At 68.9% G+C, this 26,691-nt stretch carries 19 protein-coding genes and 1 pseudogene; 6 read left to right on the top strand and 14 right to left on the bottom strand.

The window, feature by feature from the left end; all coding sequences use genetic code 11:
• Positions 1-334: 334 nt before the first annotated feature.
• Together OCU_RS25860 and gltB are read right to left on the bottom strand one after the other, a co-directional pair.
• Positions 335-1,810 carry a glutamate synthase subunit beta gene (locus tag OCU_RS25860; RefSeq protein WP_008262914.1) on the bottom strand — a complete coding sequence of 492 codons (1,476 nt, stop codon included), beginning with the start codon at positions 1,808-1,810 and terminating at the stop codon, positions 335-337.
• A complete protein-coding gene (gltB, locus tag OCU_RS25855; protein ID WP_008262912.1) occupies positions 1,803-6,386 on the bottom strand; it encodes a glutamate synthase large subunit in 4,584 nt (1,527 codons plus the stop codon). The genes OCU_RS25860 and gltB overlap by 8 nt, the downstream gene beginning before the upstream one ends.
• A 624-nt stretch (positions 6,387-7,010) precedes the next feature.
• Between gltB and OCU_RS25850 the strand changes: the two genes are divergently transcribed.
• Positions 7,011-8,183 (top strand): MinD/ParA family ATP-binding protein, encoded by a 1,173-nt coding sequence (locus tag OCU_RS25850; protein ID WP_227958428.1) that lies wholly within the window; start codon positions 7,011-7,013, stop codon positions 8,181-8,183.
• On the opposite strand, the gene sigI is transcribed toward OCU_RS25850, so the two are convergent.
• Positions 8,180-9,058, bottom strand: a complete 879-nt coding sequence (sigI, locus tag OCU_RS25845) for an RNA polymerase sigma factor SigI (protein ID WP_009955998.1) — start codon at positions 9,056-9,058, stop codon at positions 8,180-8,182. The two genes, OCU_RS25850 and sigI, sit on opposite strands and share 4 nt — an antisense overlap.
• Positions 9,059-9,168: 110 nt before the next feature.
• On the opposite strand from sigI, the gene OCU_RS25840 reads away from it, so the two are divergent.
• Together OCU_RS25840 and OCU_RS25835 are read left to right on the top strand one after the other, a co-directional pair.
• Positions 9,169-10,020, top strand: coding sequence for an NAD(P)H-binding protein (locus OCU_RS25840; protein ID WP_014378834.1), 852 nt, complete (start codon positions 9,169-9,171; stop codon positions 10,018-10,020).
• 1 nt (position 10,021) lies between these two features.
• Entirely contained in the window at positions 10,022-10,462 is a 441-nt protein-coding gene (locus OCU_RS25835) for a nitroreductase family deazaflavin-dependent oxidoreductase (protein ID WP_014378833.1), read from the top strand.
• Positions 10,463-10,471: 9 nt separating this feature from the next.
• On the opposite strand, the gene eccA2 is transcribed toward OCU_RS25835, so the two are convergent.
• From eccA2 to OCU_RS25780, 11 genes and pseudogenes are all read right to left on the bottom strand, one after another.
• On the bottom strand, positions 10,472-12,322 hold the full coding sequence (gene eccA2 / locus OCU_RS25830; protein ID WP_170320649.1) for a type VII secretion system ESX-2 AAA family ATPase EccA2: 1,851 nt from the start codon (positions 12,320-12,322) through the stop codon (positions 10,472-10,474).
• 112 nt (positions 12,323-12,434) lie between these two features.
• Positions 12,435-14,057, bottom strand: coding sequence for a type VII secretion protein EccE (gene eccE / locus OCU_RS25825; RefSeq protein WP_014378832.1), 1,623 nt, complete (start codon positions 14,055-14,057; stop codon positions 12,435-12,437).
• Positions 14,054-15,712 carry a type VII secretion system ESX-2 serine protease mycosin MycP2 gene (gene mycP2, locus OCU_RS25820; RefSeq protein WP_014378831.1) on the bottom strand — a complete coding sequence of 553 codons (1,659 nt, stop codon included), beginning with the start codon at positions 15,710-15,712 and terminating at the stop codon, positions 14,054-14,056. Before mycP2 ends, eccE begins: the two co-directional genes overlap by 4 nt.
• Positions 15,697-17,226 carry a type VII secretion integral membrane protein EccD gene (gene eccD / locus OCU_RS25815; protein ID WP_080587905.1) on the bottom strand — a complete coding sequence of 510 codons (1,530 nt, stop codon included), beginning with the start codon at positions 17,224-17,226 and terminating at the stop codon, positions 15,697-15,699. Before eccD ends, mycP2 begins: the two co-directional genes overlap by 16 nt.
• Positions 17,223-18,248, bottom strand: a complete 1,026-nt coding sequence (locus OCU_RS25810) for a MinD/ParA family ATP-binding protein (protein ID WP_008262890.1) — start codon at positions 18,246-18,248, stop codon at positions 17,223-17,225. Before OCU_RS25810 ends, eccD begins: the two co-directional genes overlap by 4 nt.
• A 124-nt stretch (positions 18,249-18,372) precedes the next feature.
• Entirely contained in the window at positions 18,373-19,203 is an 831-nt protein-coding gene (locus tag OCU_RS25805; protein WP_009955255.1) for an ESX secretion-associated protein EspG, read from the bottom strand.
• Positions 19,204-19,318: 115 nt separating this feature from the next.
• Positions 19,319-19,606: a WXG100 family type VII secretion target gene (locus OCU_RS25800; RefSeq protein ID WP_008262888.1), complete on the bottom strand. Its 288-nt coding sequence runs from the start codon at positions 19,604-19,606 to the stop codon at positions 19,319-19,321.
• A gap of 51 nt (positions 19,607-19,657) precedes the next feature.
• Positions 19,658-19,948, bottom strand: a complete 291-nt coding sequence (locus tag OCU_RS25795) for a WXG100 family type VII secretion target (RefSeq protein WP_136244239.1) — start codon at positions 19,946-19,948, stop codon at positions 19,658-19,660.
• Positions 19,949-20,074: 126 nt separating this feature from the next.
• Positions 20,075-21,247, bottom strand: coding sequence for a PPE family protein (locus OCU_RS25790; protein ID WP_014381602.1), 1,173 nt, complete (start codon positions 21,245-21,247; stop codon positions 20,075-20,077).
• Positions 21,248-21,353: 106 nt separating this feature from the next.
• Positions 21,354-21,584, bottom strand: a pseudogene (locus OCU_RS25785) (PE domain-containing protein); the annotation flags it as partial.
• Positions 21,585-21,987: 403 nt separating this feature from the next.
• Complete coding sequence (locus tag OCU_RS25780; protein ID WP_009956853.1) at positions 21,988-23,316, bottom strand: sensor histidine kinase; 1,329 nt, start codon at positions 23,314-23,316, stop codon at positions 21,988-21,990.
• A gap of 220 nt (positions 23,317-23,536) precedes the next feature.
• Between OCU_RS25780 and OCU_RS25775 the strand changes: the two genes are divergently transcribed.
• The 3 genes from OCU_RS25775 (at position 23,537) to OCU_RS25765 (ending at position 26,679) form a co-directional block, all read left to right on the top strand.
• Positions 23,537-24,187 carry a TetR/AcrR family transcriptional regulator gene (locus OCU_RS25775; protein WP_014378827.1) on the top strand — a complete coding sequence of 217 codons (651 nt, stop codon included), beginning with the start codon at positions 23,537-23,539 and terminating at the stop codon, positions 24,185-24,187.
• Positions 24,184-25,395, top strand: coding sequence for an acyl-CoA dehydrogenase family protein (locus tag OCU_RS25770; RefSeq protein ID WP_014378826.1), 1,212 nt, complete (start codon positions 24,184-24,186; stop codon positions 25,393-25,395). Before OCU_RS25775 ends, OCU_RS25770 begins: the two co-directional genes overlap by 4 nt.
• 66 nt (positions 25,396-25,461) lie before the next feature.
• Positions 25,462-26,679 (top strand): GNAT family N-acetyltransferase, encoded by a 1,218-nt coding sequence (locus OCU_RS25765; protein ID WP_014378825.1) that lies wholly within the window; start codon positions 25,462-25,464, stop codon positions 26,677-26,679.
• Positions 26,680-26,691: the final 12 nt, after the last annotated feature.

Here is a 26,691-nt window from a genome sequence, read left to right as displayed (position 1 = left end):
GCAAACCCGCCGGGCGCCCGCAGGCGCGGCGGCAGAGTGGTCACGCGCCGAAGAGCAGTAGATCCTGGGCGGTGACCAACCGCTCGTGCTTGGCGGGGAACTCGCGACTTTTTACCGGGTGACGCAACCATGACCAGGCCATTCGCCCCATCCGCGTCCGGGGTACTGGGTGGATATGCACAAAAACCACTCCTGCAATCGGTCCGTCCATCCGGGAAACAGTGTGACCCCCCTGTGAGCGGGCTCACAGGGGATTATTAGACACCCACCTTCTGGCAAACTGCGGAAGACGCGCCGAACGAACCAGCGCGTGTTTCTGGTGTGACTGGTGTTACTACTGAAGCGGTACCGCGGTGGGCTTGATCGGCGCCGGCAGCGCGGTGGAACCCATCATGAACCGGTCCGCCGCCGCGGCGGCCGCCCTGCCCTCAGCAATCGCCCAAACGATCAATGACTGGCCGCGACCCATGTCCCCGGCTACGAAGACGCCCGGAACCGACGTCTCGAAGTCGGCGCCGCGCGCGACGTTGCCGCGCTCGGTGAGCTTGACTCCGAGCTCGGTGAGCAGGCCCTCCTTCTCGGGTCCGACGAATCCCATCGCCAGCAACACCAGGTCGGCCTCGAGTTCGAAATCGGAGCCGTCGACCTTGACGAACTTGCCGCCCTCCATGGTGACCTCGTGCGCCTTGAGCGCCGTGACGCGACCGTCCCGGCCGACGAACTGCTCGGTGTTGACGGAGAACACCCGCTCGCCGCCCTCTTCGTGCGCCGCGGAGACCCGGTACATCAGCGGGTAGGTCGGCCACGGGGTGGACGGGGCGCGCGTCTCCGGTGGGCGCGGCATGATCTCGAACTGGTGCACCTCGGTGGCGCCCTGCCGGTGCACGGTGCCCAGGCAGTCGGCGCCGGTGTCGCCGCCGCCGATGATGATGACCTTCTTGCCTTTGGCGGTGAGCGGCGGTTGCCCGTCGGCGTCCACCTCGCCTTCGCCCAGATCACCCAACGCTTGCCGGTTGCCCCAGGGCAGGAATTCCATCGCCTGGTGGATGCCGTCCAATTCCCGGCCGGGAACGGGCAGATCGCGCCAGGCGGTCGCACCGCCGGCCAGCACCACCGCGTCGAAGTCGGAGCGCAGCTGCTCGGCGCTGATGTCGACCCCGACGTTGACGCCCGCCCGGAACTCGGTTCCCTCGGCGCGCATCTGGTCCAACCGGCGGTCGAGCACGCGCTTTTCCATCTTGAATTCCGGGATGCCGTAGCGCAGCAAGCCGCCGATGCGGTCGGCCCGCTCGAAGACGGTGACGCTGTGGCCGGCGCGGGTCAGCTGCTGAGCGGCGGCCAGGCCCGCGGGTCCGGAACCGACCACGGCGACCTTTTTCCCGGTCAGCTTTTCCGGCGGAAGCGGCCGCACCCAGCCCTCGTCGAAGGCCTTGTCGATGATCTCCAGCTCGATCTGCTTGATCGTCACCGGATCCTGGTTGATGCCGAGCACACAGGCCGGCTCACACGGCGCCGGGCACAGCCGGCCGGTGAAGTCCGGGAAGTTGTTGGTGGCGTGCAGCCGTTCGATCGCGGCCTGCCACTGGTCCCTGCGGACCAGGTCATTCCACTCCGGAATCAGGTTGCCCAGCGGACAACCGTTGTGACAGAACGGAATACCGCAGTCCATGCAGCGGGTCGCCTGCTCGCGCAGGGTCTCGTTGTCGAAATCCTCGTAGACCTCGCGCCAGTCGCGCAACCGCAGCGGGACCGGCCGGCGCTTCGGCAATTCCCGGTGCGTGTATTTCAGGAAGCCGCTCGGATCAGCCATGGGCGGCCGCCATGATCGCCTTGTCGACATCGGCGCCGTCGCGTTCCGCGTCGGCGATGGCCTGCAGCACCCGCTTGAAGTCGCGCGGCATCACCTTGGCGAAATGCCGGCGCTCCTCCGGCCAGTCACCCAGAATGCGCTGACCCACAGCGGAATCGGTGGCATCAACGTGTGCCTGGATCATGCCGTGCAACCACTCGTCGTCATCCTCATCCAAGCTCTCGAGCTCGACCATCTCCGTGTTGAGATTTCCTGGCAATTCGCCGTGCGGGTCGTAGATGTACGCCACCCCGCCGGACATGCCGGCCGCGAAGTTGCGGCCGGTGCGACCGAGGACGACGACCTTGCCGCCGGTCATGTATTCACACCCGTGGTCCCCGACACCCTCGACGACGGCGTGCGCCCCGGAGTTGCGGACCGCGAACCGCTCGCCGACGACACCGCGCAGGTACGCCTCACCGCTGGTCGCGCCGAACAGGATCACGTTGCCGCCGATGATGTTGTCCTCGGCCACGTAGTCCTGCGGGGCGTCGTCCGACGGCCGAACCACGATCCGGCCACCGGACAGACCCTTGCCGACGTAGTCGTTGGCGTCGCCGTAGACGCGCAGGGTGATGCCGCGCGGCACGAACGCGCCGAAGCTGTTGCCCGCCGAGCCGTCGAAGGTGATGTCGATGGTCCCGTCCGGCAACCCTTGACCGCCATAGGCTTTGGTGACCTCGTGGCCGAGCATGGTGCCCACCGTGCGGTTGACGTTGCTGATCGTGGTCGAGAAACGCACCGGCGTACCGGAATCCAGTGCCTCGCGGCTCATCACGATCAACTGCTGGTCGAGCGCCTTGTCCAGGCCGTGGTCCTGACGCGAGGTGCAGTACAGGTCCTGGTTCATGAACGCCGATTCCGGCTCGTGCAGGACCGGGTCCAGGTCGAGCCGGTGCGCCTTCCAGTGGGCGCGCGCCAACGTGGTGTCGAGCGCCTTGACCTGCCCGATGGCCTCGTTGAGGGTGCGGAATCCCAACTGCGCCATGTATTCGCGGACCTCTTCGGCGATGAACATGAAGAAGTTCTCGACGAACTCGGGCTTGCCGGTGAAACGTTCGCGCAGCACCGGGTTCTGGGTGGCCACCCCGACGGGGCAGGTGTCGAGGTGGCAGACCCGCATCATGATGCAGCCGGACACCACCAGCGGCGCGGTGGCGAAGCCGAATTCCTCGGCGCCGAGCAGCGCCGCGATCATCACGTCGCGACCCGTCTTGAGCTGGCCGTCGACCTGGACCACGATCCGGTCGCGTAACCCGTTGAGCAGCAACGTCTGCTGCGTCTCGGCCAGCCCCAGCTCCCACGGCGCCCCGGCGTGCTTCATCGAGGTCATCGGCGTCGCGCCGGTGCCGCCGTCGTGCCCGGAGATCAGGACCACGTCGGCGTGGGCCTTGGACACGCCCGCCGCCACCGTGCCGACGCCGTTCTCGGAGACCAGCTTGACATGCACGCGCGCCGCCGGGTTGGCGTTCTTCAGGTCGTGGATCAGCTGTGCCAGGTCCTCGATGGAGTAGATGTCGTGGTGCGGCGGCGGTGAGATCAGGCCGACGCCGGGGGTGGAGTGGCGGACTTCGGCCACCCACGGGTACACCTTGTGCCCCGGAAGCTGGCCTCCCTCACCGGGTTTCGCGCCCTGGGCCATCTTGATCTGGATGTCGGTGCAGTTCGTCAGGTAGTGCGAGGTGACACCGAACCGGCCCGAGGCGACCTGCTTGATCGCGCTGCGCCGCCAGGCCCCGTCGGGGTCGCGGTCGAAGCGCTTGACGTCCTCGCCGCCCTCGCCGCTGTTGGACCGGCCGCCCAGCCGGTTCATCGCGATGGCCAGCGTCTCGTGGGCCTCCGCCGAGATCGAGCCGTAGCTCATCGCCCCGGTGGAGAAGCGTTTGACGATTTCGCTTGCGGGCTCGACCTCTTCGAGCGGGATCGGTTCCCGCACACCGGCGCGGAACTTGAGCAGGCCGCGCAGGGACGCCATGCGCTCGCTCTGGTCGTCGACCAGGCGGGTGTAGTCCTTGAACACCTTGTACTGGCCGGTGCGCGTGGCGTGCTGCAGCTTGAAGACGGTCTCGGGGTTGAACAGGTGGTACTCGCCCTCGCGGCGCCACTGGTATTCCCCGCCCACCTCGAGCTCGCGGTGGGCGCGTTCGCCCGGCCGGTCCAGGTAGGCCAGGGCGTGGCGGGCGGCGACGTCGGCGGCGATGTCGTCCAGGGTGATCCCGCCGATGGGACAGCTCAACCCGGTGAAGTATTCGTTGAGCACATCCTCGGAGATGCCGACCGCCTGGAACAACTGCGCACCGGTGTAGGAGGCGAGCGTCGAAATGCCCATCTTGGACATCACTTTCAGCACACCCTTGCCGGCCGCCTTGATGTAGTTGTTCAGCGCCGTCTTGCGGTCGATGCCCTCGATCACGCCCCGGTCGAGCATGTCCTCGATCGACTCGAACGCCAGGTACGGGTTGATCGCCGCGGCGCCGAAGCTGACCAGCGCCGCCATGTGGTGCACCTCGCGGGCGTCACCGGTCTCCACCACCAGACCCACGTGGGTGCGTGTCCGGTCGCGCACCAGGTGGTGGTGCACCCCCGCCACTGCGAGCAGCGACGGAATGGGCGCCATCCGTTCGTCGGATTCGCGGTCGGACAGGATGATCACCCGCGCGCCGTCGGCGATCGCCGCCGATGCCTGCGCGCGCACGTCCTCGAGGGCGGCGGCCAGCCCGGCGCCACCTTCGGCCACCGGGTAAAGGCAGCGAATCACCTTGGAACGCATGCCATGCGGGCGTCCGTTGACCTCGTCGTCCGGGTTGAGGTTGATCAGCTTCGCCAGCTCCCGGTTGCGCAGGATCGGCTGCGGCAGCGCGATCTGGTGACACGAGAGCTCGGTCGGGGTGAGCAGGTCACGCTCGCCGCCGGTGGTGCCCTGCAGGCTGGTCACCACCTCCTCGCGGATGGCGTCCAGCGGCGGGTTGGTCACCTGCGCGAACAGCTGCTGGAAGTAGTCGTAGAGCATCCGGGGCCGCTGGGAGAGCACCGCGACCGGGGTGTCGGTGCCCATCGACCCGATCGGCTCGGCGCCGCTGCGCACCATCGGCGCCACCAACAGGTTGAGTTCCTCGTAGGTGTAGCCAAATGTCTGCTGGCGCTTGACCAGTCGGTCATGCGGCATCCGCTTGTAGTGGCCCTGCGGCAGGTCGTCGAGGGGGACCAGGTTCTTGTCCAGCCACTCCTGGTAGGGGTGCTCGGCGGCCAGCTCCGCTTTGATCTCCTCGTCGGAGACGATGCGGCCCTGCGCGGTGTCCACCAGGAACATGCGGCCGGGCTGCAGCCGCATCCGACGCACCACCTTGGCCGGGTCCAGGTCCAGCACGCCGGCCTCGGACGCCATCACCACCAAACCGTCTTCGGTGACCCAGATCCGCGAGGGGCGCAAGCCATTACGGTCGAGCACCGCGCCGATGATCGTGCCGTCGGTGAAGGTGATCGACGCCGGTCCGTCCCACGGCTCCATCAGCGAGGCGTGGTAGCGGTAGAACGCGCGGCGCGCGGGGTCCATCGACTCGTTGCGCTCCCACGCCTCGGGAATCATCATCAGCACGGCGTGGGCCAGGCTGCGCCCGCCGAGGTGCAGCAGCTCGAGCGCCTCGTCGAAGCGCGCGGTGTCGGACGCGCCCGGCGTGCAGATCGGGAACAACTTCTCGACGTCGGCTTCCGAGCCGAACACGTCGGTCTTGATCAACGCCTCGCGGGCCCGCATCCAGTTCTCGTTGCCGGTGACGGTGTTGATCTCACCGTTGTGGGCGACGCGGCGGAACGGATGCGCCAGCGGCCACGACGGAAAAGTGTTGGTGGAGAACCGCGAGTGCACGATTCCCAGGGCGCTGGTCAACCGATTGTCTTGCAGGTCAAGGTAAAACGCCTTGAGCTGCGGGGTGGTCAGCATGCCCTTGTAGACCAGGGTCTGACCCGAAAGGCTCGGGAAGTAAACGGTTTCGCGGCCGGGGCCGTCTTGGCCCGGGCCCTTGGTGCCCAGTTCGTGCTCGGCGCGCTTGCGGACCACGTAGGCCCGGCGCTCCAGCGTCATACCGGACGCCCCCGCCATGAACACCTGCCGGAAGGTGGGCATCGCGTCGCGCGACAGCGCGCCCAGCGACGAGTCGTCGGTGGGGACGTTGCGCCAGCCCAGCACGGTCAGGCCCTCGGCTTCGGCGATCTTCTCCACCGCGGCGCACGCGGTCGCGGCGTCCTTGGACGATTGCGGCAGGAAGGCGATGCCGGTGGCGTAGCTGCCCGCCGGCGGCAACTCGAAGTCCACGACTTCGCGCAAGAAGGCATCGGGAACCTGAAGCATGATGCCGGCACCGTCGCCGCTGCGCGGCTCGGCGCCCTGGGCACCCCGGTGTTCGAGGTTGAGCAGCGCGGTGATTGCCTTATCGACGATGTCGCGGCTGCGGCGGCCGTGCATATCGACGACCATGGCTACCCCGCACGCGTCGTGCTCGAACGCGGGGTTGTATAACCCGACGCGCTTGGGCGTCATATGCACCTGACCCTTCACCTGAACGTTCTGCGCGGCCGTTACCAGCGGCCCCGATGAGATCGCACCCCGGACGTTGCGGGCGAATATCCCTTCGGTCTTGTCTCGATAGGCTGTGCCCCAGGCGGAGATGATCCTGTTCGGGATGTCCGTGCAGCTCTGAACGGTGGCCTGGAACCGGTCTCGACAAGTCGTAAAACGATATGACAATACCCGCCTGACATGCCAACTTCGTCAAGTCTAAACCGTCGGCGGGCACCCTCGTAAATTTCGCGGTTGCCGCTGATCGGCACTCGTGCGGCGCCGGGGTTCGGGCCGGTGATTTCCACCACCGCCGGCCTTCCACCGCGCGCTCGCGGCCTCGATCAACGGGCCGCGATAAGTTTGCTGCTGGCGCTTTGCGGTCCCGGTGGTAACGGCGCCCGCGCCGGGGATCGACGTGCTCAGTGCCGCGATCGCGGCGGCGCGCCGATCCCGCAGCGAACCGGGCCGGGTTTGCGGGTTCCCACGCCGCCCGCGTGAGGAGATACTGGACCGGTATTGGTCACGTCCGGCGTCGCACGCCGGACCGTGGCGCTTATCACGTAACACGGCGCGACGACCGACCGCCCGGCACCTGAGGAGCCCATGAACGAGCGCGACGAATTCCTGCGGGACCGTCTGCAGCCCGCGCGGAAAACCGCGGCGGCCCGCCCGCCTGGCCCCCCTGCGCACGGGCCCCACGCCGCCCCGCGGCCACCGGCCCCGGCCCCCGCCCCGCCCCGGCCGTCCGCTCCGCCGCAGGGCTGGGCATCGGCGCCCCCGCCTCCCGCCGCCGCCCCGTCCTTCCGGCCACCACCCGCCGTGGCGCCGCAGCAACCCGCCCCTGCGCCGCCGCCCTCGCAGGACCTCCCCGACCGCGGTTGGCGACGCGTCCTGCGGATCGCCACCTTCGGCCTGATCACCCTGGGCCCTTCCCCGGCCCAGCGGCAGGAGGCTCAATTCGAGGCGACCATCCAGACCCGCCTGCACGGCAACTACAAGGTCGGCGTGCTGGGCAAGGGCGGCGTGGGCAAGACCTCGGTGGCCGCCAGTGTCGGCTCGCTGTTCGCCCAACTCCGCCGGCAAGACCACGTCGTGGCGATCGACGCCGACACCGCCTTCGGGCGCCTCAGCAGCCGCATCGATCCGGGATCGACGCGCTCGTTCTGGGAGCTCACCGCCGACAAGAACCTGCGGTCCTTCGACGATGTGGTGGCGCGCCTGGGCCGCAATTCCGCGGGCCTGCACGTGCTCGGCGGCGAACCGGCGTCCGGACCGCGCCGCGTGCTCGATCCCGCGATCTACCGGGAGGCCGCGCTGCGGCTGGATCGCCATTTCACGATCTCGGTCATCGACTGCGGTTCGACGATGGACGCGCCGCTGACCCAGGAGGTGCTGCGCGATCTGGACGCGCTGATCGTGGTGTCCTCGCCCTGGGCCGACGGCGCGTCCGCCGCCGCGCGGACCATGGAATGGCTGGCGGATCAGGGCCTGACGACGCTGCTGCAGCACAGCATCGTGGTGCTCAACGATTCGGATGGCCACGCGGACAAACGCACCCGGGCGTTGCTGGCCCGCGAGTTCACCGATCACGGGCGGCCGGTCATCGAGGTGCCGTTCGACCCGCACCTGCGACCGGGCGGGGTCATCGACGTGGCCCGGGAAATGGCGCCGGCCACGCGGCGCAAGTTCCTCGAGATCACCGCGACCATCGCCGGCTACTTCGCGGCGCGCCCCGACCGCCCCGGCGAGCGCGGGGCGAAAGACCAACAGGCCTAGGCGTTCTCGGCAGCGTTGCCCGCCCGCGCCGACGGGTCGGCGATCGCCTCGATTTTGGTCACGCGCGCGCCGCGGATCGTCAGCACGATAACGGCGAACAATCGACGATCGCTGAAGGCCAGCAACACCGGCGCCCCAACCGGACCGCCGACCAGCGTCACGTCCGGCCACAGGTAGCGCAGCAGGTTGGTCGCCACCGCATCGGGCCCGTGGTTGACCTGTGGTGGCGGCGCCGGGTCGGCGAGAATCGTGCCCACACCCCAGACCGTCGGATCCAGGACGGCGGCCAGCGCGGCGAGATCGCCGTTGGCGCACGCGGTGATGAACTTCTCCGTGACGAGCTGATGCTCGGCCACGGCCACGTCATTCATATTCGGTTGCGCGGCAACGAATTTGGCCCGCGCCCGCCGCGCCAGCTGGCGGCAGGTGCCGACGGGACGGCCCACGGTTTCCGCGATCGAGTCGAAGGGAACGCCGAACACGTCGTGCAGCACGAAGCTCACCCGCTCACCGGGGCTGAGCCTCCGCAGGACCTCCAACAGCGCGCTGCGGATCTCGTCGTCGAGGGTGATCCGGTCGGCCGGGTCGGACCGGCGTGGTGCCGGCCGCTCCTCGACGTCGCCGGGGCGTTCGTAACGGGCGCGCGCGGAGCGCACCTGGTCGAGGCAGAGCCGGCTCGCGACCACGGTCAGCCAGCCCCGGACATCCTTGATGTCGCCGACCTCGGCGCGTGAGAGCCGCAGGAATGCCTCCTGCGCAACGTCTTCCGCGTCGCCGATGTCGCCCAGCATCTGGTAGGCCAGGTTGACCAGATACGGGCGGTGACGGCGCCAGGCCTCGGCGACCTGGTCGCCCGTTGACTGCGACTGGTTCATGACTCTTCGACGATCCGCCGCCCCGAAAAGTTACAGGTTCTGTCGTGTAACTTTCCCACCTTTTGCCCCGTCCTTGCAGCAGTGCACAAATCCACGAAAGGAACCGTCCCATGACAATCGTCGTCACCGGTGCGACCGGTAACGTCGGGCGCCCACTCGTCGCGGACCTGCTTGCCGCAGGCGCGCGCGTGCGCGCGATCACCCGACAGCCGGGGCCGGCCGGATTTCCCCCCGAGGTCGAGGTGTTCGCTTCGGCCACCGAGGCGCTGCCGGGCGCGTCGGCGGTCTTCCTGAACTCCCGCGCGCTGCGCGGGCAGCTCGAAGAAGTGGTGGTCGAATGCGGGCGCGCCGGCGTCGGGAAACTGGTCGCCCTGTCGGCGATCAACGCTGACGACGACTTGTCCCGCCAGCCGTCCCGATTTCGCGGCGACCGCAACAGGGAGGTCGAACGGCTCGCCGTCGACTCCGGGCTGGCCTGGGTGAGCCTGCGGCCCAGCGTGTTCGCGTCGAACTTCGCCGGCATGTGGTCCGCGCAGCTCCGCGCCGGCGACGTGGTCGCGGGGCCGTACGCCGCGGCGTCGACGGCGCCGATCGTCGAGACGGACATCGCGGCGGTGGGGGCGCGCGCGTTGCTCACCGACGAGCTTGCCGGACAGCGCATTCCGTTGACGGGCCCACAGGCTTTCACCAACTCGGAGCTGGTGCAGGTCATCGGCGCCGTGCTGGGCCGGCCGCTCCAATACCTGGAGGTTCCCACAGACGCTGTGCGGCAACGCTTCCTGGGCTTGGGATTCAGCGCCGGATTCGCCGACGCCTACATCGCCATGCTCGCCGAATCGCTCGACAAGCCCGCGCTGGTCACCCACGACGTCGAGAAGATCCTCGGCCGCCCGGCCCTTCCGTTCGGCCACTGGGTCGCCGAGCACCGCGACGTCTTCACCAACGAGAACCACGGAGCCTGACATGACCGAACCGCGTCCCCCGCGCTACCTCAAGCCCATGAACAAGTTCATGATGGCGGTGCAACGACTGGGCATCCCGACCGGGCCGGCCATGGTGCTCACCGTGCCCGGGCGCAAGACGGGTCAACCGCGCAGCACGCCGATGACGCCGTTCGACTTCCCGGGCGGCCTCTATGTGGTGGCCGGCTATCCCGGGGCCGACTGGGCGGCAAACGCCCGGGCGGCGGGCACCGGCACGTTGCGCCGCGGCCGTCGCTCACGCCGGGTCCGGATCGTCGAACTGTCCGCCGGCGAGGCCCGGCCGGTGCTGCGGGAGTTCCCCGCCAAAGTGCCGGTCGGCGTGGCGTTCGCGAAACGTTCCGGGATGGTGCGCGACGGGACCGCGGACGAATTCGAAGCCCTGGCGGGCCGACTCGCCGTCTTCCGCTTCGAACCGGCGTGACGCGCCGGGTCACCAGACGATGGCGGCCATGTCGCGGTTGTCCGAACACACGCTGCGCACCGCCGCCTCGATATCGTCGGCGGAGATGATCTGCAGGTCCTCGACCGTCACCGGTTGGCCCGCCCGCTTTTGCGCGACCACCCGGGTGTCGCGGAAGCCCTCGGCACGTTCGACGACATTGCGGGCGAACCGGCCGTTCTGCATGGCGTCGATGCCGTGGCGCCCACCGGGAGTGGTGTAGTTACGGATGGTCGTGGCCGCGTCCAGGAACTTCTCGCGCGCGGCGTCGTCGAGCAGGCTGGCGCGCGGCGTCGCGTAACGGTGCGCGATCTCGACGATCTCCGCCGGTGAGTAGGACTCGAAGCGCAGCTTGCGGTTGAACCGGCCGGCCAAACCCGGGTTCACGGTGAGGAATTGGTCCACCTGGTCTTCGTAGCCCGCGCCGATGAAACAGAAATCGAAGCGGTGCGTTTCCAGCGCGACGAGGAGCTGGTTGACGGCCTCCATGCCGATCATGTCGGGCGTGCCGTCCTGGTGGCGCTCGATCAGGGAGTAGAACTCGTCCATGAAAATGATTCGGCCGAGCGACTTTTCGATCAGTTCGTTGGTCTTGGGTCCCGACTCCCCGATGAAGTGACCGCAGAAATCCGAACGGCGCACCTCCCGGATCTCGGGGTGGCGCACGATCCCCATGCCCGCGTAGATCTTGCCCAGCGCTTCGGCGGTGGTCGTCTTACCGGTACCCGGCGGACCGACCAGCAGCATGTGGTTGGTCTGCCCTTCCACCGGCAGGCCGTGCTCGAGACGCATCATCCGAACCTCGAGCTGGTCTTCCAGCGCCGCGACGGCCTGCTTGACGGCGGCCAGCCCCACCTGCTTGGCCAGCAGCTTGCGCCCCTCGGCCAGCAGCTCGGCCCGCCGGTCGGCGGTGGCGTCGTCGTCGAGTTCGTCGCGGCTCTTGGCCGTCGAGGCGTCCCAACGGTCGGTGCGGCTGTCGATGGTCTCTTCGTCGGTGACCACCAGGTGCAGGTTCGGGTCGGCCAGCGCTTCTTTGGCCGCCGCGGTCAGGACCCCGTTGATGGTGGCCTTGGACAGCCAGATCTGGGCCTTGTCCTCCTCACGCAGCTGGCGGTGCACCATCCCGCGCACGTACGCCAGATCCGCCACGAGCAGCGGAATGTCGGCCGGGCCGATCGACGCGGTCAGCACGTCGGCGTCGAAACGGGACGACGACTGGGTGTGCCCGATCACGTCGACGCGGTCCAGCCAGTCGAGGGCGACCCGGCCCTGCCCTAGGTGGGCGGCGGCGTGCGCGGCCAACGCGCAGATCGACGCCGTCACCGCCGACATCACGATCGCCTGCGGGGGCAACTCCTCGGCGGCGGCGAGCAGGACGTCGGGCCAGCGTTGCGTCCGGTACATCAGGAAGGTGCGGGCCAGCTGGTGCCACTGGTAGTTGGTCCATGAGTCCAGCAGGTCGCGGTTGGCCAGCAGCCGGTCGGCCTCGGCGTACTCCCCGGCGATCGTCAACGCGGACGAGAGCGCCAGCCCGACCTGCGATGCGTCGGTGACGGTGATGCCGATGTAGGGGCCCAGCTGGATCTCCGCGGCCAGCGTCTGCCCGATCCGCGTGGTCTCCCGGTGCAGCCATTCGCTGGTGGCATAGAGACGCCGCAACGAGTCCAGGTCGCTGTCGCCGCAGGCGATGCGCCCCAGCCACGCATCGGCCATCGACGCGTCGGCGTCGGTCGCGGCGACGAACTCCGGCAGGGCCGCCGCCCGGCCCTGGCGGCCCATGATCCCCATGGCCCGGTCGAAATGCCTTCGGGCCGTTTGTAAATCACCCATCACATCCCCCATCGCGAGCGCCGCGACCGTGGTCATCGGGGTTGCGGGTAGCCGCCCTTGGCCGGAGCGAGCTGCCGCCGCGTGCGCTCATCAAACTATGCCTCAAACTCGCGTTGCCGAACTTCTACGTGCCGACCGACATGGTGACCGGATCCAGGCTGACGTAGCGGTGCTCGGCGCGGAACATGTCCATCTCGGCAAGCCAATTCTTCCCCGCGGCACTGACATTCACCACCGAGGGCCCTACTTGCTCGATGATCACCTCGAACCCGTGGCGCTGCCCCTCGGAGAGCCTGACGCCCGCGGGCGCGATGGTGATCACCGTCGCCGGCCGGGGGGTGGGCGAGATCGCGGCGTCCCGAATGTCGGTGCCCCCGCCGTCGGGGGCACCGTTGCCGTCCCTACCCCGCCGCGCGGCGTATTCCACCACACTGACGGTGGTGCGCGGTGCCGGGCGCGAGCCGTTGACGACGCTGATCTCCGGCATCCGCACGCTGACCCAGCGCGCCATGTCACGGGTGTGCACGCAGACTCGTTCCCCGGCCCCCGCGGTGCGGATCACGATCCGCTTGGCGATCGGGTCGTCGGCGGCGACGAATACGCGCGACAGTTCACCGGCGTCGGTGACCGGCACCAGCAGCCGGTCGCCGTTGCTGAGTTTCCCGATCAGCACGCCCGAGGGCCCGATCTCGGTGACCAGCTCGGCGGGCAGCGGGCTGCGCCGGATTCCGCGCAGGTGCGGCCGGGGTCCGCACATGTTGGCCGACGCCGCCGCGGCCTGCTCGCCGTTGAGCCGGCGCAGGATCACGCTGGGCGGGGTGGGCGCGGGTGTCGGCGTGCGCACCGTGATGGTCGCGGTGCACTGCCCGTCGGGATACACCGTGATGTTCTGGATGACCTCGTCGGCGCGCAGCGTCCACGCCTGCGACAGGTGGCGCGACGTGATCGCCTCGGGCGGATACGCATAGGTGGTCAGCCAGCCCGCTTCCCCGCGGATGGCTTTCCATCGCTGCGCCGGTCCCGACACCGCGTCCCAGCCGAGCCGGCGATCGAGCTCGATCAAATCGGTGGCGTTGGCCACCTTGGCCCGCAGGCCTTCACAGCGCAGCAGGCCCGCGATGCGCTGCGCGACCGAAATCGCCGCCGCGCCAACGGTCGTGCGCCACACCAACGCGTGCGCGTTGTCGAGCACCGCCAGCCGCATGATCAGCCACGTTTCGCGCCGGCCCGCGTACGGCGGGGTGCCGATCTCGGAGTCGTACACCCGCGGATAGTCGCCGACGGTGCCGTGCCGGGAACCGATGCTGACGACGCTGATCGAGTCGAGCTGCAGGCCGAGGGCCTGGCGCAGCATCGGCACCAGTTCGACGACGTCGAGCACGTTTTCGGTCTCGACGGTCACCGACCCGGTCACCATGGTGGCCCGATGCGCTCTGCCCAGCAGCTGCACCGCGACCACGGCGACGCCGTCCTGCACGCGCACGCCGCCACCGGATCGGTTGTTGGCCACGGTGATTGGGGCCGACCAGTCGATCGGGCGCCGGCCGCGCCGCCACAGCACGGCCCACGACCACGCCGGCTGGCCCCACCAGCGCACGAACACCAGCGCGATGCCCACCACCACGGCGACCGCGGCGCCGATGTAGCCGGCCAGCAGCCAACTCGCGAGCGCGAGCACGAACACCACCCACACCCCGACGACCCGGCGATTGCTGCCGCGGCTGAACCCGGTGAGGTTGGGCCTCATCGCGCCCTCCGCAACCGCGCGGCGATCGCGAACACGAGCACGCCGGCGGCCACCACCCCCAGGAATCCGATGGCGATGTTGCGCGCCCGGTGGTCCGGCGGTGGGGGCGGCGCCGCCGGGGTGATGACCCGGCTCTGCGCGCCCGGCGGCATCCGGTCACCCGGCGGGATGTTGAAGGTCAACGCGGCGACCGGGTCCACCAGCCCGTAGCCGACCTTGTTGTCGACCCCGGCGGGCGGATTGTGGGCCGACTGCACGATCCGGTTGATCACCTGGTGCGCGGACAGGTCGGGGTACTTCGCGCGCACCAGCGCCGCGACGCCGCTGACGTAGGCCGCCGAGAAGCTGGTTCCCCAGAATGGCATGTTCTTCTCGCCCGGCCTCGACGGCGGGTAGGCGTTGACCGGCCCGCCGCCCTGGGGCGAGAGACCCATGATGTGCGTCCCCGGGGCGGCGACGCCGACCCACGGCCCCGACATGCTCTTGTCCAGGGCGGCGCCACTGGCATCGACGGCGCCCACCGACAGGACGTAATCGGAGAACCACGACGGCGCCGAGACGACCTTGACCTGATGCCAGTCCCGCGGATCCGACGGGTCCAGCGGGTCGTACATCGGGTTGTTGTTGCAACCGGCTTCCCCGTCGTTGCCGGCCGCCGCCACGATCACCGCGTCCTTCGCTGTGGCCGCGTACCACAGCGCCGCGCCCAGGGCCCGTTGATCGGCCGGGGCCGCCGCGGGCAGGCACGCAGTGACCGAGATGTTGATCACCTTCGCACCCATGTTGGCGGCATGAACCACCGCGCGCGCAACCGAATTCAGCGTGCCGGCCTTGACCTTCTCGTCGGAGTTGGGATCCCCCGGCGGCGGGTTGACCGGTTCGAAGGCCCGCGAGGATTGCCGGATCGAGATGATCGTCGCGTGCGGGGCCACACCCACCACCCCGTCGGGCGCCCCCGGGGGAAGCGGCGGCACCGCGGGTTCTTCCTCGGTCTGCGGATCGGGTGGCCCGTTCGATGCGGCGGTGGCGCCGCCGCCCTCCGGCGGCGGGGGCGGCGGTGGCGGCGGCGGAAGAACCTGGGTGATCGTCACCGGCGGCGGCGGGGCCGGCGGCGCCATCGGGGGCGGCACCTCGACCGGTGGCGGAGGCGCCCCGGCGACCGGTGGCGGCCCGGCCGGCGGCGGGAACGCGGGAGTGGCCGGCATGGGCCGCGGCATCGGCAAAATCCCTTGCGGCGCAGCGCCGATGATCGAGCTGACAATGGTGCCATGGGCGTCGCAGTCCATCAGGCCGTCCTCGCCCATGATGTAGTCGCCACCGGGCACCACCGGCAGCCGCGGGTTCGGCGTCACCCCGGTGTCGATCACCGCGACGGGCACCCCGTTGCCGGTGCTGTATTGCCACGCCTTGGCGATGTTGAGCAGGTTGAACCCCGGAGCCAGCTGCGCCACGTCGGGGTTTCGCACGACGATCGGCGACGAACAGCTGTTGGCCCGGCGCATCGGCTGTTCGGGCCGCGGCGGTCCGTCGGGGGGCACCATCCCCGGATCCACCGAGGGCGGTGTGATCGCTTGGGCGGCAGGGATATTGGCGGATAACGCGACCAGGGTCAGGGCGGCGGTCAGCGCCGCAACGGTTCTCAGTGGCGAATCCACGTGAAGAGCCCTCCCAGGGCCGCCGCCGCCGGCAGCAGAACGATGAATGCGAGCACTTCCACCCATTCCACGGTCAACCGGATGAACGGTCTGAACCGCATGGCCGGCACCAAAAGCGCTGCGGCCAAACCCAGTCCGGCGAATGTCGCCACCGCCACCACCGGCCACAGCAATCCCGCCATGGCGTCGTGGGCCCCGGCGACGGCGTATTTGACCACCCCCGCGCACACCGCGGCCGACGCCCCGCACACCAGCGCGACGGCCTGGTATTTGGCGGCGAATCCGCGGCCCTGGGTGATGAAGATCCCCACCACCAGGCCGGCGACCACCAGCGCCAACCACGCCCACGGGCGGCCCGGCGTCAAGACCCCCCAGACCGCGGCGGGCAGCACGATCGAGACCCCGACGCACAGTCCCACCTGGACCGCGTTGACCAGGCGCGCCGAGGCGGCGATCGCGGCGCCGCGCGCGGTGATGTCGGTGAGTTCGTTGTCCTCGTCCTCGGATTCGTCCTCGCTGACCGGGGACACGGTGTCGACCGGCATCCCCTCGCGCCGCGCGAACAGGTCCCGTCCGGTGATCGACCCGAAGTGCGGCGGCCTGACCCGGGCCACCCACAACGCGATCAGCGGGGTCATCCGGACGAGGACCAGCAATCCGACCAACACGCACACCGCCAATACCTGCGCCGAGGCGGGGCGGAACATCCGGACGGCGGCAACGACGGCCAGGACGCCGCACACCGTCACCACGGCGGTGACCACCGCGGTCTGCCACCCGTTGCGTGCCGTCACCCCGATGGCGACGGCACCCAGGATCACCACCACGGCGCCGATCAGCCCGTGCGCCGCGCCCAGCACACCCGGCGGCGCGCAGGCGCCGGCGGTGGCCAGCGAGACCACCGCGAGCCAGGCGAACCCGCTGAACAGATCGCGCCGCTCCCGCCATCCGGTTCGCACCACCAGGGTCGCGATGACCAACAGGACGCCGACCCCGCCGGCCACCGCCGCCGGGATCGGGCCGTCGGTGAAGGTCCGTGCCCGCAGCGTCAGGGCCACCACCACCGAGACCGCCATCGCGATGACCGCGACCGCCGTGTGCGCGGCCGTCAGCGGCGTCACCGGCGCGAACATCCGATCCCCGCCGTCGCGGCCCAGCCACTTGCCCATCGCGGCCAGGCCCGTCGACAGGGACTCGTACTGCGGTTCGAACGACTCCCCGTCGACCCTGGGCACCAGCACCAGGGTGTCGCCGTCCTGGACGCCGAGCTCGTCGAGGCTCTTATTGATATCGAGCCGGACCCCATTGATCTTGTGGAGTTCGTAGCTGCCGGCCGGCAACGAAATGCCGTCAAAACCTTTGCGCTTCAGGTCCGCGTCGAACAGCTCGACCATTCCCTCGAAGAATCCCTCCATCGGAATTCCGGCGGGGAAGACTTGGGAACACAGATGCTTCTCGTAAGAAATGTTGACCGCACAACGCGCCGGAAAAGCGACCTTATGCGGCGAGGTCACGGTACCGCCCGCTCGGCGTCTGGAATGTATTTGTCGGCCAACCCCGCGGTGATTTCAAAGAGGCGCAACCGCGTCTTTTTCTTCAACTCGTGAACCGTATCGATGATGCCGCCTTTGGCAAGATGCGGATCAAACGGCAGCGCCTCGACGGTCGCGCCGACCTTGGTGAACCGCTCGGTCAGGTACGCCAGCGCGTCCTTGTCGGTGATCTGGTCGGTGTGGTTCACGATCACGGTGCTGCGCGAGACCAACTCGTGGTAGCCCTGCGACCGCAGGTAATCCACCGCCCGCAGCACCGGACGCGAGCGGTCCGCGGTGATCCCCGAAACGAACACGAGGGTGTCGGTGTTCTCCAATACCGGCTTCATCACTTCGTGTTCGAGATCGGGGGAGGTGTCGACGATCATCACCGTGTGGGTGCGCCGCAGCCGCGACAGCACCCCGGAGAACATCGCCGGCACCAGCGGCCTGGGTTGGTCCGAGGTCCGGTTGCCGGCCAGCACGTCGAGCCCGATTGCGTTCTGCCCCAGATGTTCTCGGATATCAGCGTAGCCCTGGACATCGGTGTCGTTGATGATCGCGGTGTAGTCGCCAGGCGGGGAGTCGTCGATGCGGTCGGCCAGGGTGCCGAATCCGGGGACGGCGTCGATCGCAATCACGTTCTGCGGGCGGCATTCCCGGAACACGCCACCGAGGCAGGCCGTGAGCGTCGTGACCCCGACGCCGCCCTTGCCGGAGACCACGGTGATCACATACTGCCGTCGAATATGCCGGCGGATGCGGTTTTGTAAGTCACGGTAGTGCCGTTCTCGGGGCGATTCACCGAGATTTATTTGTCGAAATGAGATGGCGTAAATGAATTTACGCCATCCGGACCCCGGTGGAATCTTTCGTGGTGCGGCCAGATCGGTAATTCGCATCGTGTCGGATACCGAATCCGGGAAGTTGCTGCCCCCTGACGGATCCCCCCGTCTGAGCGCTCCTTCGTCCGACATATTCGGGTCATTCCAAGGGCTCGTCACGACGAGATGCTAACACGGTTCGCGATACCGCGTTTACCCGTTGAGAAACCACCCATCAAGCGCGACAGGCGTTGTTATTACAAGACTTTGGTTAGCTAAGTTACTTCGGCATCCGATAACACCGTCACACCACCCGCCGATACGAGTGCCACTCGTCGCCGGCGGGCAGCCGACGGATGAGCCGTTGCACCGCTCCGCCGATGTCGCTGCGCGAGCCGGGCGAAAGAATCTGGTAGCGGCGCTGCCCCGAGATGACGCTTTCGATGCACACGCGGCCCCCGGGGGTGTCGACGATCGACACCGTCGCATCGCCGACGGCCACGCGCGCCAGTTCGTCGGGCCCGACGCCCGCCTGCAGCGCGACGATGTTCGCGTGCGCCGAGCGCGCGGGATCGGCGGCGGTGAGAACCACCTGAAGCTGGTCGGCGTCGAGGCGCTGTTCGAGCAGGAATGCGCGCAGGCTGGCGGTGTCGCGCACCGAGTTCAGCAATTGCTCGGTGTCCAGGGTGATCGGCCGCAGCGGCGCCGCCTCGGCCACGCCGCACAGCCGCTCGATCTGACCCACCACGAGCTCGCTGGCCGAGGATTCGTTGCTGGCCGTGCCGGCGGGGTACAGACGCACCATCTCACCGTGCCGCTCCAAGACCACCCACCAGGTGGCGAAGCGGTTGATCGACGCGCGCGTGGGCTCGCGACCCGGCACGCCCATCATCACGACCAGACCCAGGTCGCGCCGCAGCAGGACGGTGAGCCATTCGCGGATCATCGGGTCGACGTTGCCGGCCTCATCGAGGGCGCCGGCGGCGATCAGGTCGGCGGCCGCGGGGTGGCCCAGCGCGCGTTCGGGGGTGTCCAGCCGCGGCAGCATCGGCCGCAACCCCAGCTCAGGGCACGTTTGCTCGACACCGGTGATCGCCTGCAACACCCATAGGCCATCGACCGTCGTCGTCAGCATGTCGCCCCGCCCTTAATCAGCGACTCCCTCGAATCGGCGTAGCAGAGACCGAAGGTGGGGCACATACGCTCGGCGCATCTGCCCCACCTTCGCTGGTCCCGGTGGTCGAGCGGGCTCAGAACAGGCCGGCGATGTGCTGGTCGGTGCTGAGCGCGCTGTCGAGCACGTGCGAGGTCGTCTGGCCGTGCTGGCGGATGGTGTCGATGAGGCCCTGCAACCCCGACAGCATCTGCGCCTGCGCCTCGAAGAAGCCCGACGCGCCGTGGCCGGCGAAGAATTCCTGCAGCGCGTGCGTCCGGTTGGAGGTGTCGTCGAAAATGGACTGCAACTGGCCGGCGCGGGAGGCGACGTCGGTGGCGAAGTCGGCTACGGCACCCGGGTTGTAAGTGATCGGGTCGGACATGGTGAATTTCCTTTCAAAAGACCTTTATGAATTGACGAATGGGTGGGCGGGTCAGGAGCCGTGGCCGCCGAATAGGGCGGTAAAGGCGTGCGAGGAATCCGCCTCGTGGCCTTCCATCAGTGCCGCCGCCTTCGTGAGGCCCTCGGCCAGGCGGGTGCCGCCGGTCAACACTTTGTTCAAGTCGTTTTGAACCTCGATGGCCGTCGCGTGCGACGCGGCGACCGCGTCACCGGACCAGGTGGCCGGGTTCATCACATTTTCCTGATTTGCGACGTATCCCTGACCGATCCCGATCGCATGTTCCATGTTTGCCTGAATCGCGTTTGAAGTATCGCGAAGCATTTGCGGGGTCACCTTGATTGTCACGGAATTCTCCTTCTGCGGTTGGCCGCCCCCCGTAAGGGCATGAAGCGAAGTGTATGGCGGCTATTCGGACCTGTCGATTCACCTTTCACCAGGGGGTGTGCTTCAGACTCTGGCGTCGACAACCCGCACGGTCGCCGGCTGTTCGGCTTTGTCACGGGATCCGCGGTCGCCTCCCGCCGCATGCCCCACGGGCATGCCGCCCATCGGGGCGCCGCCCGTCGTCGTGGTCTGCGGTCGCATGGCCTCGGCGCCCAACGCACCGGCCGGGCGCAACCCCACCGGCCGGCCACTGGTGGCGGGCTCGAATGCGCTGACCGGACGGGTGAAAGTGCTCGCGGGGACGCCCGCACTGCCCAGGGACGCGCCCCCGCCGGCCTCCGCCGCCGAAAGCCCGGTGGCCGAGACCGCGGAAACCGCGGGCGTCGCCCCGCCCATGCCCATGGCGCCGGGATTGGCGAACATGCCCATCAGCGGCTGCATCATCTGCATCGGGGCCTGCATCGCCTGCATGGGAGCCTGCATCATCTGCGGGGCCGCCCCCATCATCTGCTGCACGGGCTGCATGAACGTGCCGGCCTGACCCATGAAGTCCTGGGCGCCCGAGGTCGCCTGCCCCGCGCCCTGCGTACCGGTCTGGGCGCCCTGCATGGCGGCGCGCATGCCGTCGCCCGCGCCCATTTGCGCTGCGGACTCCCCCACCGCCGCCGCGGCCTGCGCCGGCGCCGCCGGCGAGGCGCCCATGGTCGCGATCGGCGGCGGAATGGTCAGGCTCGAGGACAAGGCCGTGAGGATCGATCCGTAGCTGGCCCCGACCGCGGAGTTGTTCGGCCACATCGACCCGAAGTACTCGAGCTCCAGCGACGTGATCCGTGGGGTGAGCGCGCCGAGCACCAGCGGGTTGATGCCGTAGTCGGTGGCGGTCTCGGTGCGGTTTTCGATGCATTCGGGCGCGGGGCGCATCGAGCCGTACGCCATCTGATACGCCGAGACCGCCGTCGAAACCACCGCCGGCTTCACGTCGACCCAGCCGGCGAGCCCGTGCAGCGACGCGTTGAGCGCGGTGGCGTTGGCCGCCGAGGCCAACGAACCGGCGCCGGTCCAGCTGGCCGACGTCGCGACGGTGTTGATCGTCGAGGCGATGCTGGAGCCGTGATGGGTGGCCGCCAGCGCGGTCCAGGCTGCCTGGTTGGCCAGATGAGTGACGACGCCCGCGCCGGCCTTGAGCAGCAGGTCGTTTTCCTCAGGCGTACGCGCAGCCCACCCAGGATCGGCCATGCGCACTTCCCCCTTTAAACGTTGCTAGCGACTAAGCGCCAATAGCCAGCGTCAGGCTGCGCATGAGCTCGGTGACCACATAGGTCCCCGAGGCGAGGGTCTGCGTGCCGGAGAACAAGCCGCGTTGGGCGGCGTGCTCGGAAACCACGCCCAGGTAGCTCGCGCCGCACGCGTTCAGCGCCGCCGCGAACATCGCCGAGTCGGGGTCGCCGCCCATCGGCAGCACTCCCAGCAGGACCGGCGACGCCGCCGAGGCCGCGGCCTCGGTCTCCGCGCTGATCGCCGACTCGGCGGCTGCAGACGCCAGCACCGCCTCCGACTGCACCGAAACAACCATGATTCCCTCCGAACCCTCAACGCCAAAGCCACGTGCTCGGGGCCTTCTTGGGGCCTTAGTGTAGTGCGGATTGGTTGATCTTGTATTCACTGCCTATCGGCCGGATGCGTGGCCCCTGATTTCGGTAATTCAGGCTGGTCCCAAGCGCGAAACTGGTGATTTCCCACAAAGAGTCGTTAATAAACCTCAATCGCCACTCGAGACTCGGCAGTCACAAAATCCCCGTCTTTTCTCGCCGGGGGGTCGAGTTTGATGCCGAATGGCAGGTTCCGAACGGCGGCGTAATGGTGTCGGGGATATTTGCGGGAAATGGCGGGCGGGTGAGTGCGCGCCGGCTGTCAAGGTTATCGGAGGAAACATTTCGCGGCGCGTTAAGAACGGTTCCGTTGGTCCAGGCAGGCGGCTAGGCCGGGCCACGCCCGTCGCCGGCGAGCCGCAACAGAAGTCGCGTGCCACCGAGTGGGCTGGTCTGCAATGCCGCTGTGCCGCCGTGCAATTCGGCCTGCTGGGCGACCAGCGCCAGGCCCAGCCCCGATCCCGAACGTGAGGCCGTCGATCCGCGGGCGAAGCGCTCGAACACCGTGGCACGTTCGGATTCCGGGACGCCGGTGCCGTCGTCGTCGATCGCGATCTCCACGCCCTCGCCGGAACTGCTGACGGTCAGCTGGATCTTGCCGGCGTTGCCGTGCTTGACGGCGTTGGCGATCGCGTTGTCGATCACCAGCCGCAGGCCGGTGGGCAGCCCGACCATCAGCACCGTCGGCGAGGGCACCAGGGAGACCTCGACGGCGGGGTAGCTGCGCAGCGCGTCGTGCGCGGCGCGGTCCAGCAGCTCGGTGATGTCGAAGGGGACGAAATCGTCGACGGTGGTCAGTTCGCCCTGCGCCAGCCGCTCCAGCGCTGTGAGCGTCCCTTCGATGCGGCTCTGGGTGCGGATGACGTCGCCGATGACCTCGTGCCGCTGCTCGGGCGGCAGGTCCAGGGTGGACAACACCTCGAGATTGGTGCGCATGGCCGTCAACGGCGTGCGCAGCTCGTGGGAGGCGACCGCCGCGAAGTCGCGCGCCGACTCGAGCGCCGCCTTGGTGCGCTGCTGTTCCTTGCCGATGCGGGCCAGCATCCCCTCCACCGCCTCGGCGATCTCCACCGCCTCGCGCACGCCGCGCACCTGGACCTCGTCCGGGCTGGACTGGGCGTTGATCGCACGGGCCTGCTGGGCCAGCAGCAGGAAGGGATTGACCATGATCAACGAGATCACCCAGCCCACCACGACCGTGCCGCCGATCACGCTGGCGCAGATCAGCAACACCCGAAGGTGTAGTTCGTTGATCCGGTGCTGGGCCTCGGCCAGCGGCGCGGCCAACGCTATCGAGGCGGGACCCGCGGTGAAGGTGCGAACACGGTACTGCACCCCGTTGATGGTCGTGTTGGCGTAGCCGTCCGGGAGTTGGGGCAACACGATGCTGCTGGGCGCCGACACGGTCACCCCGCCGATGCGCGCGGTGCGCACCAGGTTGCCGTCCGGCATGTGCCGGTCGGGGGTGGCGGGCGGCGCGGTGTTGAGCAGGCTGCTGATGTCGCCCAGGCTGCTGACCGAATCGAGCCGGCGATCGAGCTGGCTGTACTGGTCGTTGGTGACGCCCACCCACACCCAGGTGCCCAGCAGGACGACCAGCGTCATCACCGAGATGGCGGCGACGATGAGGATGGTGCGCAGCGACAGCACCCGCATCGGCAGCTGTACACGCGGGAAGACGCGGATGTCGGGCTCCTTTGTGGGTTCGTGACGACCAGCCTGAGTACAACCCTCACAGCCGCGGGGGTTCGGCACGTTCAAGCGCGATGGCGTTTCGCAAGAATTTACCGTCAACCGCGCCGCACCCGTGCCCGCCGCCGGCCGGGGACCCGGACGCCGTTTGCTCGCCCGCATGGTGAGTGAGTACTCTCTCACCATGCTCACCGGGCCCGGCCGCGGACGTGACCGCCTGCTTTCCGCGGCGTTACGCCTGTTCGCCGCGAAGGGGTACGCGGCCACGTCGGTGGCCGACATCCAGCGCGAATCGGGCCTGGCGCCCGGCTCGGGCGCGCTCTACAAGCACTTCGGTTCCAAACGCGAGTTGCTCGAGGCCGCGGTCGCGCACCGGATCGACAGCATCGTGGCGGCCCGCGAGCAGTACGACGCGGGACAACCGGGCAGCGTCGAGCACGCGGTGCGCACCGCCGGGCAGCTGATCTGGAGCAACCTCAAACACAGCGAGGATCTGCTCAAGGTCATGCTGCGCGAGCCCGACGAGCTCGGCGATCTCGACGAGAAGACGTGGCAGGTCATCACCGACAACGCCTACCAACGCTTCGCCGACGAACTGGCCGCGTCGAATCGCTCCGGGCGCACCAGCATTCCCGACCCCGAAGCGGCCGCGGCGGTCGCGATCGGCTCGCTGTCCTACGCCGCGACCCTGCAAGCGCTCACCGGCCGCCTGCCCGGCAACACCGACGAAGAACGGTATTTCGAGGCGTGGGTCAACCAGACCGTCAGCGTCCTGGCCCAGTACGCGAATCCCCGAAACCCTTTGAACACCAACAATTCAGGAGACCAGCAGTGACGTTTTCACTACAACTGTCCGATGACGTGATCGAAGTCCGCGACTGGGTGCACAAATTCGCGGCCGACGTCGTGCGGCCCGCCGCCGCGGAATGGGACGAGCGCGAGGAAACACCGTGGCCGGTGATCCAGGAGGCCGCGAAGGTGGGGCTGTACTCCCCCGACCTGTTCGCCCAGCAGGCGGCCGAGCCGACGGGCCTGGGCATGCTGACGGTGTTCGAGGAATTGTTCTGGGGCGACGCGGGTATCGCGCTGTCCATCATGGGGACGGGACTCGCCGCGGCGGCGCTGGCGGGCAACGGAACCCCCGAACAGCTGGGCCGCTGGCTGCCCGAGATGTTCGGCACCGCCGACGAACCCAAGCTGGGCGCGTTCTGCTCGTCGGAGCCCGACGCGGGTTCCGACGTCGGCGCCATCCGCACCCGCGCGCGCTGGGACGAGGCGACCTCCGAGTGGGTCCTCAACGGCACCAAGACGTGGGCGACCAACGGCGGCATCGCCAACGTGCACATCGTGGTGGCGTCGGTCTACCCAGAGCTCGGCACGCGCGGCCAGGCGACGTTCGTCATCCCGGCGGGCGTCAAGGGCCTGGCGCAGGGCCAGAAATTCAAAAAGCACGGGATCCGCGCCTCCCACACCGCCGAGGTGGTGCTCGACGACGTCCGGCTGCCCGAGGACCACATCCTCGGGGGCCGGGAGAAGTTCGAGGCGCGCATCGCCCGCGTCAAGTCCGGGGCCTCCGCGCGCGGGCAGGCCGCGATGAAGACCTTCGAGCGCACCCGGCCCACCGTCGGCGCGATGGCCGTCGGCGTGGCCCGGGCCGCCTACGAGTACGCGCTCGACTATGCCTGCCAGCGTGAGCAATTCGGCCGCAAGATCGGCGAATTTCAGGCGGTGGCCTTCAAACTGGCGGACATGAAGTGCCGCATCGACGCCGCCCGCCTGCTGGTGTGGCGCGCGGGATGGATGGCCCGCAACAACCAATCCTTCGACTCCGCGGAGGGGTCGATGGCCAAGCTGGTGGCCAGCGAAACCGCGGTCTATGTCACCGACGAGGCGATCCAGATCCTGGGCGGCAACGGGTACACCCGCGACTACCCCGTCGAGCGGATGCACCGCGACGCGAAGATCTTCACGATCTTCGAGGGCACCAGCGAGATCCAGCGCCTGGTGGTCTCCCGGGCGCTGACGGGTTTGCCTATCCGGTGACGATCGCCGCTTGACGCGTCGCGCGGCCCGCGGCCCGCCGGCCGGGGAACGCGACATGATGGCGGGATGGCTACCGAGATCCGGGTGCTCGACAGCGAGGACGATCTGATCGCCGCCGCGAACGTGTTTCGCACTGCCATGGTCGGGTTTCCGCCGCTTACGGGGCTCGCCCCCGGCCAGATCACGACGCTGCTCGAGCCGGGGCGGACCGTGGGGGCATTCGCCGACGGTCGACTCGTCGGCACCGCCGACGCCGTGACGAGCCGGTTGACGCTGCCCGGCCCCGCGATCGTGGGTCACGCCGCCGTGACCCACATCGGGGTGCTGCCGTCGTTCACCCGGCGAGGCATCGCCACCGAGCTGATCCGTCACCAGCTGCGCGACTTCGCCGCACGCGGTGAGGTGGTGGCGACGCTGCGGGCCTCGGAGGCGACGATCTACGGGCGCTACGGCTACGGCGTCGCGAGCTCGTCGCAATCCGTCGAGGTCCACACCGCGCGGGCGGGGCTGCGGCGCGACGTCGGGACCGGCGGTCGGGTGCGCCTGCTCGACACCGCGCAGGCGTGGGAGTTGCTGCCGCGCATCTATGCCGAGAACCGTCCCGCCCGCCCGGGCACCATCGACCGCCCACAGTCGTGGTGGCAGGGCGTGCGGCTGCGCGCCGAATCCGACCCGGGGGCCGCCTATGTCGCCGTGCACGGCGAGCCGGGATCCGAATCCGGCTTCGTCCGATACCGCCCGATCGACACCGAGCGGTGGTTCGTCAGCGACCAGCGCACCATCGTGGTCGAGGATTTCTTCGCGCCCACCGCCGAGGCCTATCTGGGGTTGCTGCGCTTTCTGCTCGCACTGGATCTTGTTGACCGCGTGCTGTTTTGGATGCTGCCGCTCGACGATCCGCTGCCCTGGCTGGTTGCCGACCGGCGCGCCGTGCGGGTCACCGCCGTGCACGACGAAACCTGGCTGCGCATCATCGATGTGGCGGCGGCGCTGTCCGCCCGCGGCTACGGTGGCGACGGTGCCGTCACCATCGCGGTCAATGACCCTGCGTTGCCGGCCAATTCGGCACGGTTCGCCATCGCGGCCGACGGCGTCACGGTCACCGACCGGCGACCCGACGTCACCGTCGACGTCGAGGGGCTGGGCGCCGTCCTGTTGGGCGGCACCACGTGGCGCGATCTCGCCGTGGCCGGGCTGGCCCGTGCCGACGATCCCGAAGCGCTAACGGCGGCCGATCGATTGTTCGCCGTGCCCGAGGCGCCCCACGCCGGGTTTTACTTCTGAGGGCGGGGGTGA

It is taken from the genome of Mycobacterium intracellulare ATCC 13950 (genome assembly GCF_000277125.1).
Taxonomy (GTDB): domain Bacteria; phylum Actinomycetota; class Actinomycetes; order Mycobacteriales; family Mycobacteriaceae; genus Mycobacterium; species Mycobacterium intracellulare.
This window is presented reverse-complemented; position numbering and strand designations above follow the sequence as displayed.

What these genes read in the sequence shown, in the direction of transcription:
- OCU_RS25860 (WP_008262914.1), bottom strand. Translation starts at nt 1,810, where the DNA reads ATGGCTGATCCGAGCGGCTTCCTGAAATACACGCACCGGGAATTGCCG.
- gltB (WP_008262912.1), bottom strand. Translation starts at nt 6,386, where the DNA reads ATGACGCCCAAGCGCGTCGGGTTATACAACCCCGCGTTCGAGCACGAC.
- OCU_RS25850 (WP_227958428.1), top strand. Translation starts at nt 7,011, where the DNA reads ATGAACGAGCGCGACGAATTCCTGCGGGACCGTCTGCAGCCCGCGCGG.
- sigI (WP_009955998.1), bottom strand. Translation starts at nt 9,058, where the DNA reads ATGAACCAGTCGCAGTCAACGGGCGACCAGGTCGCCGAGGCCTGGCGC.
- OCU_RS25840 (WP_014378834.1), top strand. Translation starts at nt 9,169, where the DNA reads ATGACAATCGTCGTCACCGGTGCGACCGGTAACGTCGGGCGCCCACTC.
- OCU_RS25835 (WP_014378833.1), top strand. Translation starts at nt 10,022, where the DNA reads ATGACCGAACCGCGTCCCCCGCGCTACCTCAAGCCCATGAACAAGTTC.
- eccA2 (WP_170320649.1), bottom strand. Translation starts at nt 12,322, where the DNA reads ATGGGGGATGTGATGGGTGATTTACAAACGGCCCGAAGGCATTTCGAC.
- eccE (WP_014378832.1), bottom strand. Translation starts at nt 14,057, where the DNA reads ATGAGGCCCAACCTCACCGGGTTCAGCCGCGGCAGCAATCGCCGGGTC.
- OCU_RS25805 (WP_009955255.1), bottom strand. Translation starts at nt 19,203, where the DNA reads ATGCTGACGACGACGGTCGATGGCCTATGGGTGTTGCAGGCGATCACC.
- OCU_RS25800 (WP_008262888.1), bottom strand. Translation starts at nt 19,606, where the DNA reads ATGTCCGACCCGATCACTTACAACCCGGGTGCCGTAGCCGACTTCGCC.
- OCU_RS25795 (WP_136244239.1), bottom strand. Translation starts at nt 19,948, where the DNA reads ATGCTTCGCGATACTTCAAACGCGATTCAGGCAAACATGGAACATGCG.
- OCU_RS25790 (WP_014381602.1), bottom strand. Translation starts at nt 21,247, where the DNA reads ATGGCCGATCCTGGGTGGGCTGCGCGTACGCCTGAGGAAAACGACCTG.
- OCU_RS25780 (WP_009956853.1), bottom strand. Translation starts at nt 23,316, where the DNA reads ATGCGGGTGCTGTCGCTGCGCACCATCCTCATCGTCGCCGCCATCTCG.
- OCU_RS25775 (WP_014378827.1), top strand. Translation starts at nt 23,537, where the DNA reads ATGCTCACCGGGCCCGGCCGCGGACGTGACCGCCTGCTTTCCGCGGCG.
- OCU_RS25765 (WP_014378825.1), top strand. Translation starts at nt 25,462, where the DNA reads ATGGCTACCGAGATCCGGGTGCTCGACAGCGAGGACGATCTGATCGCC.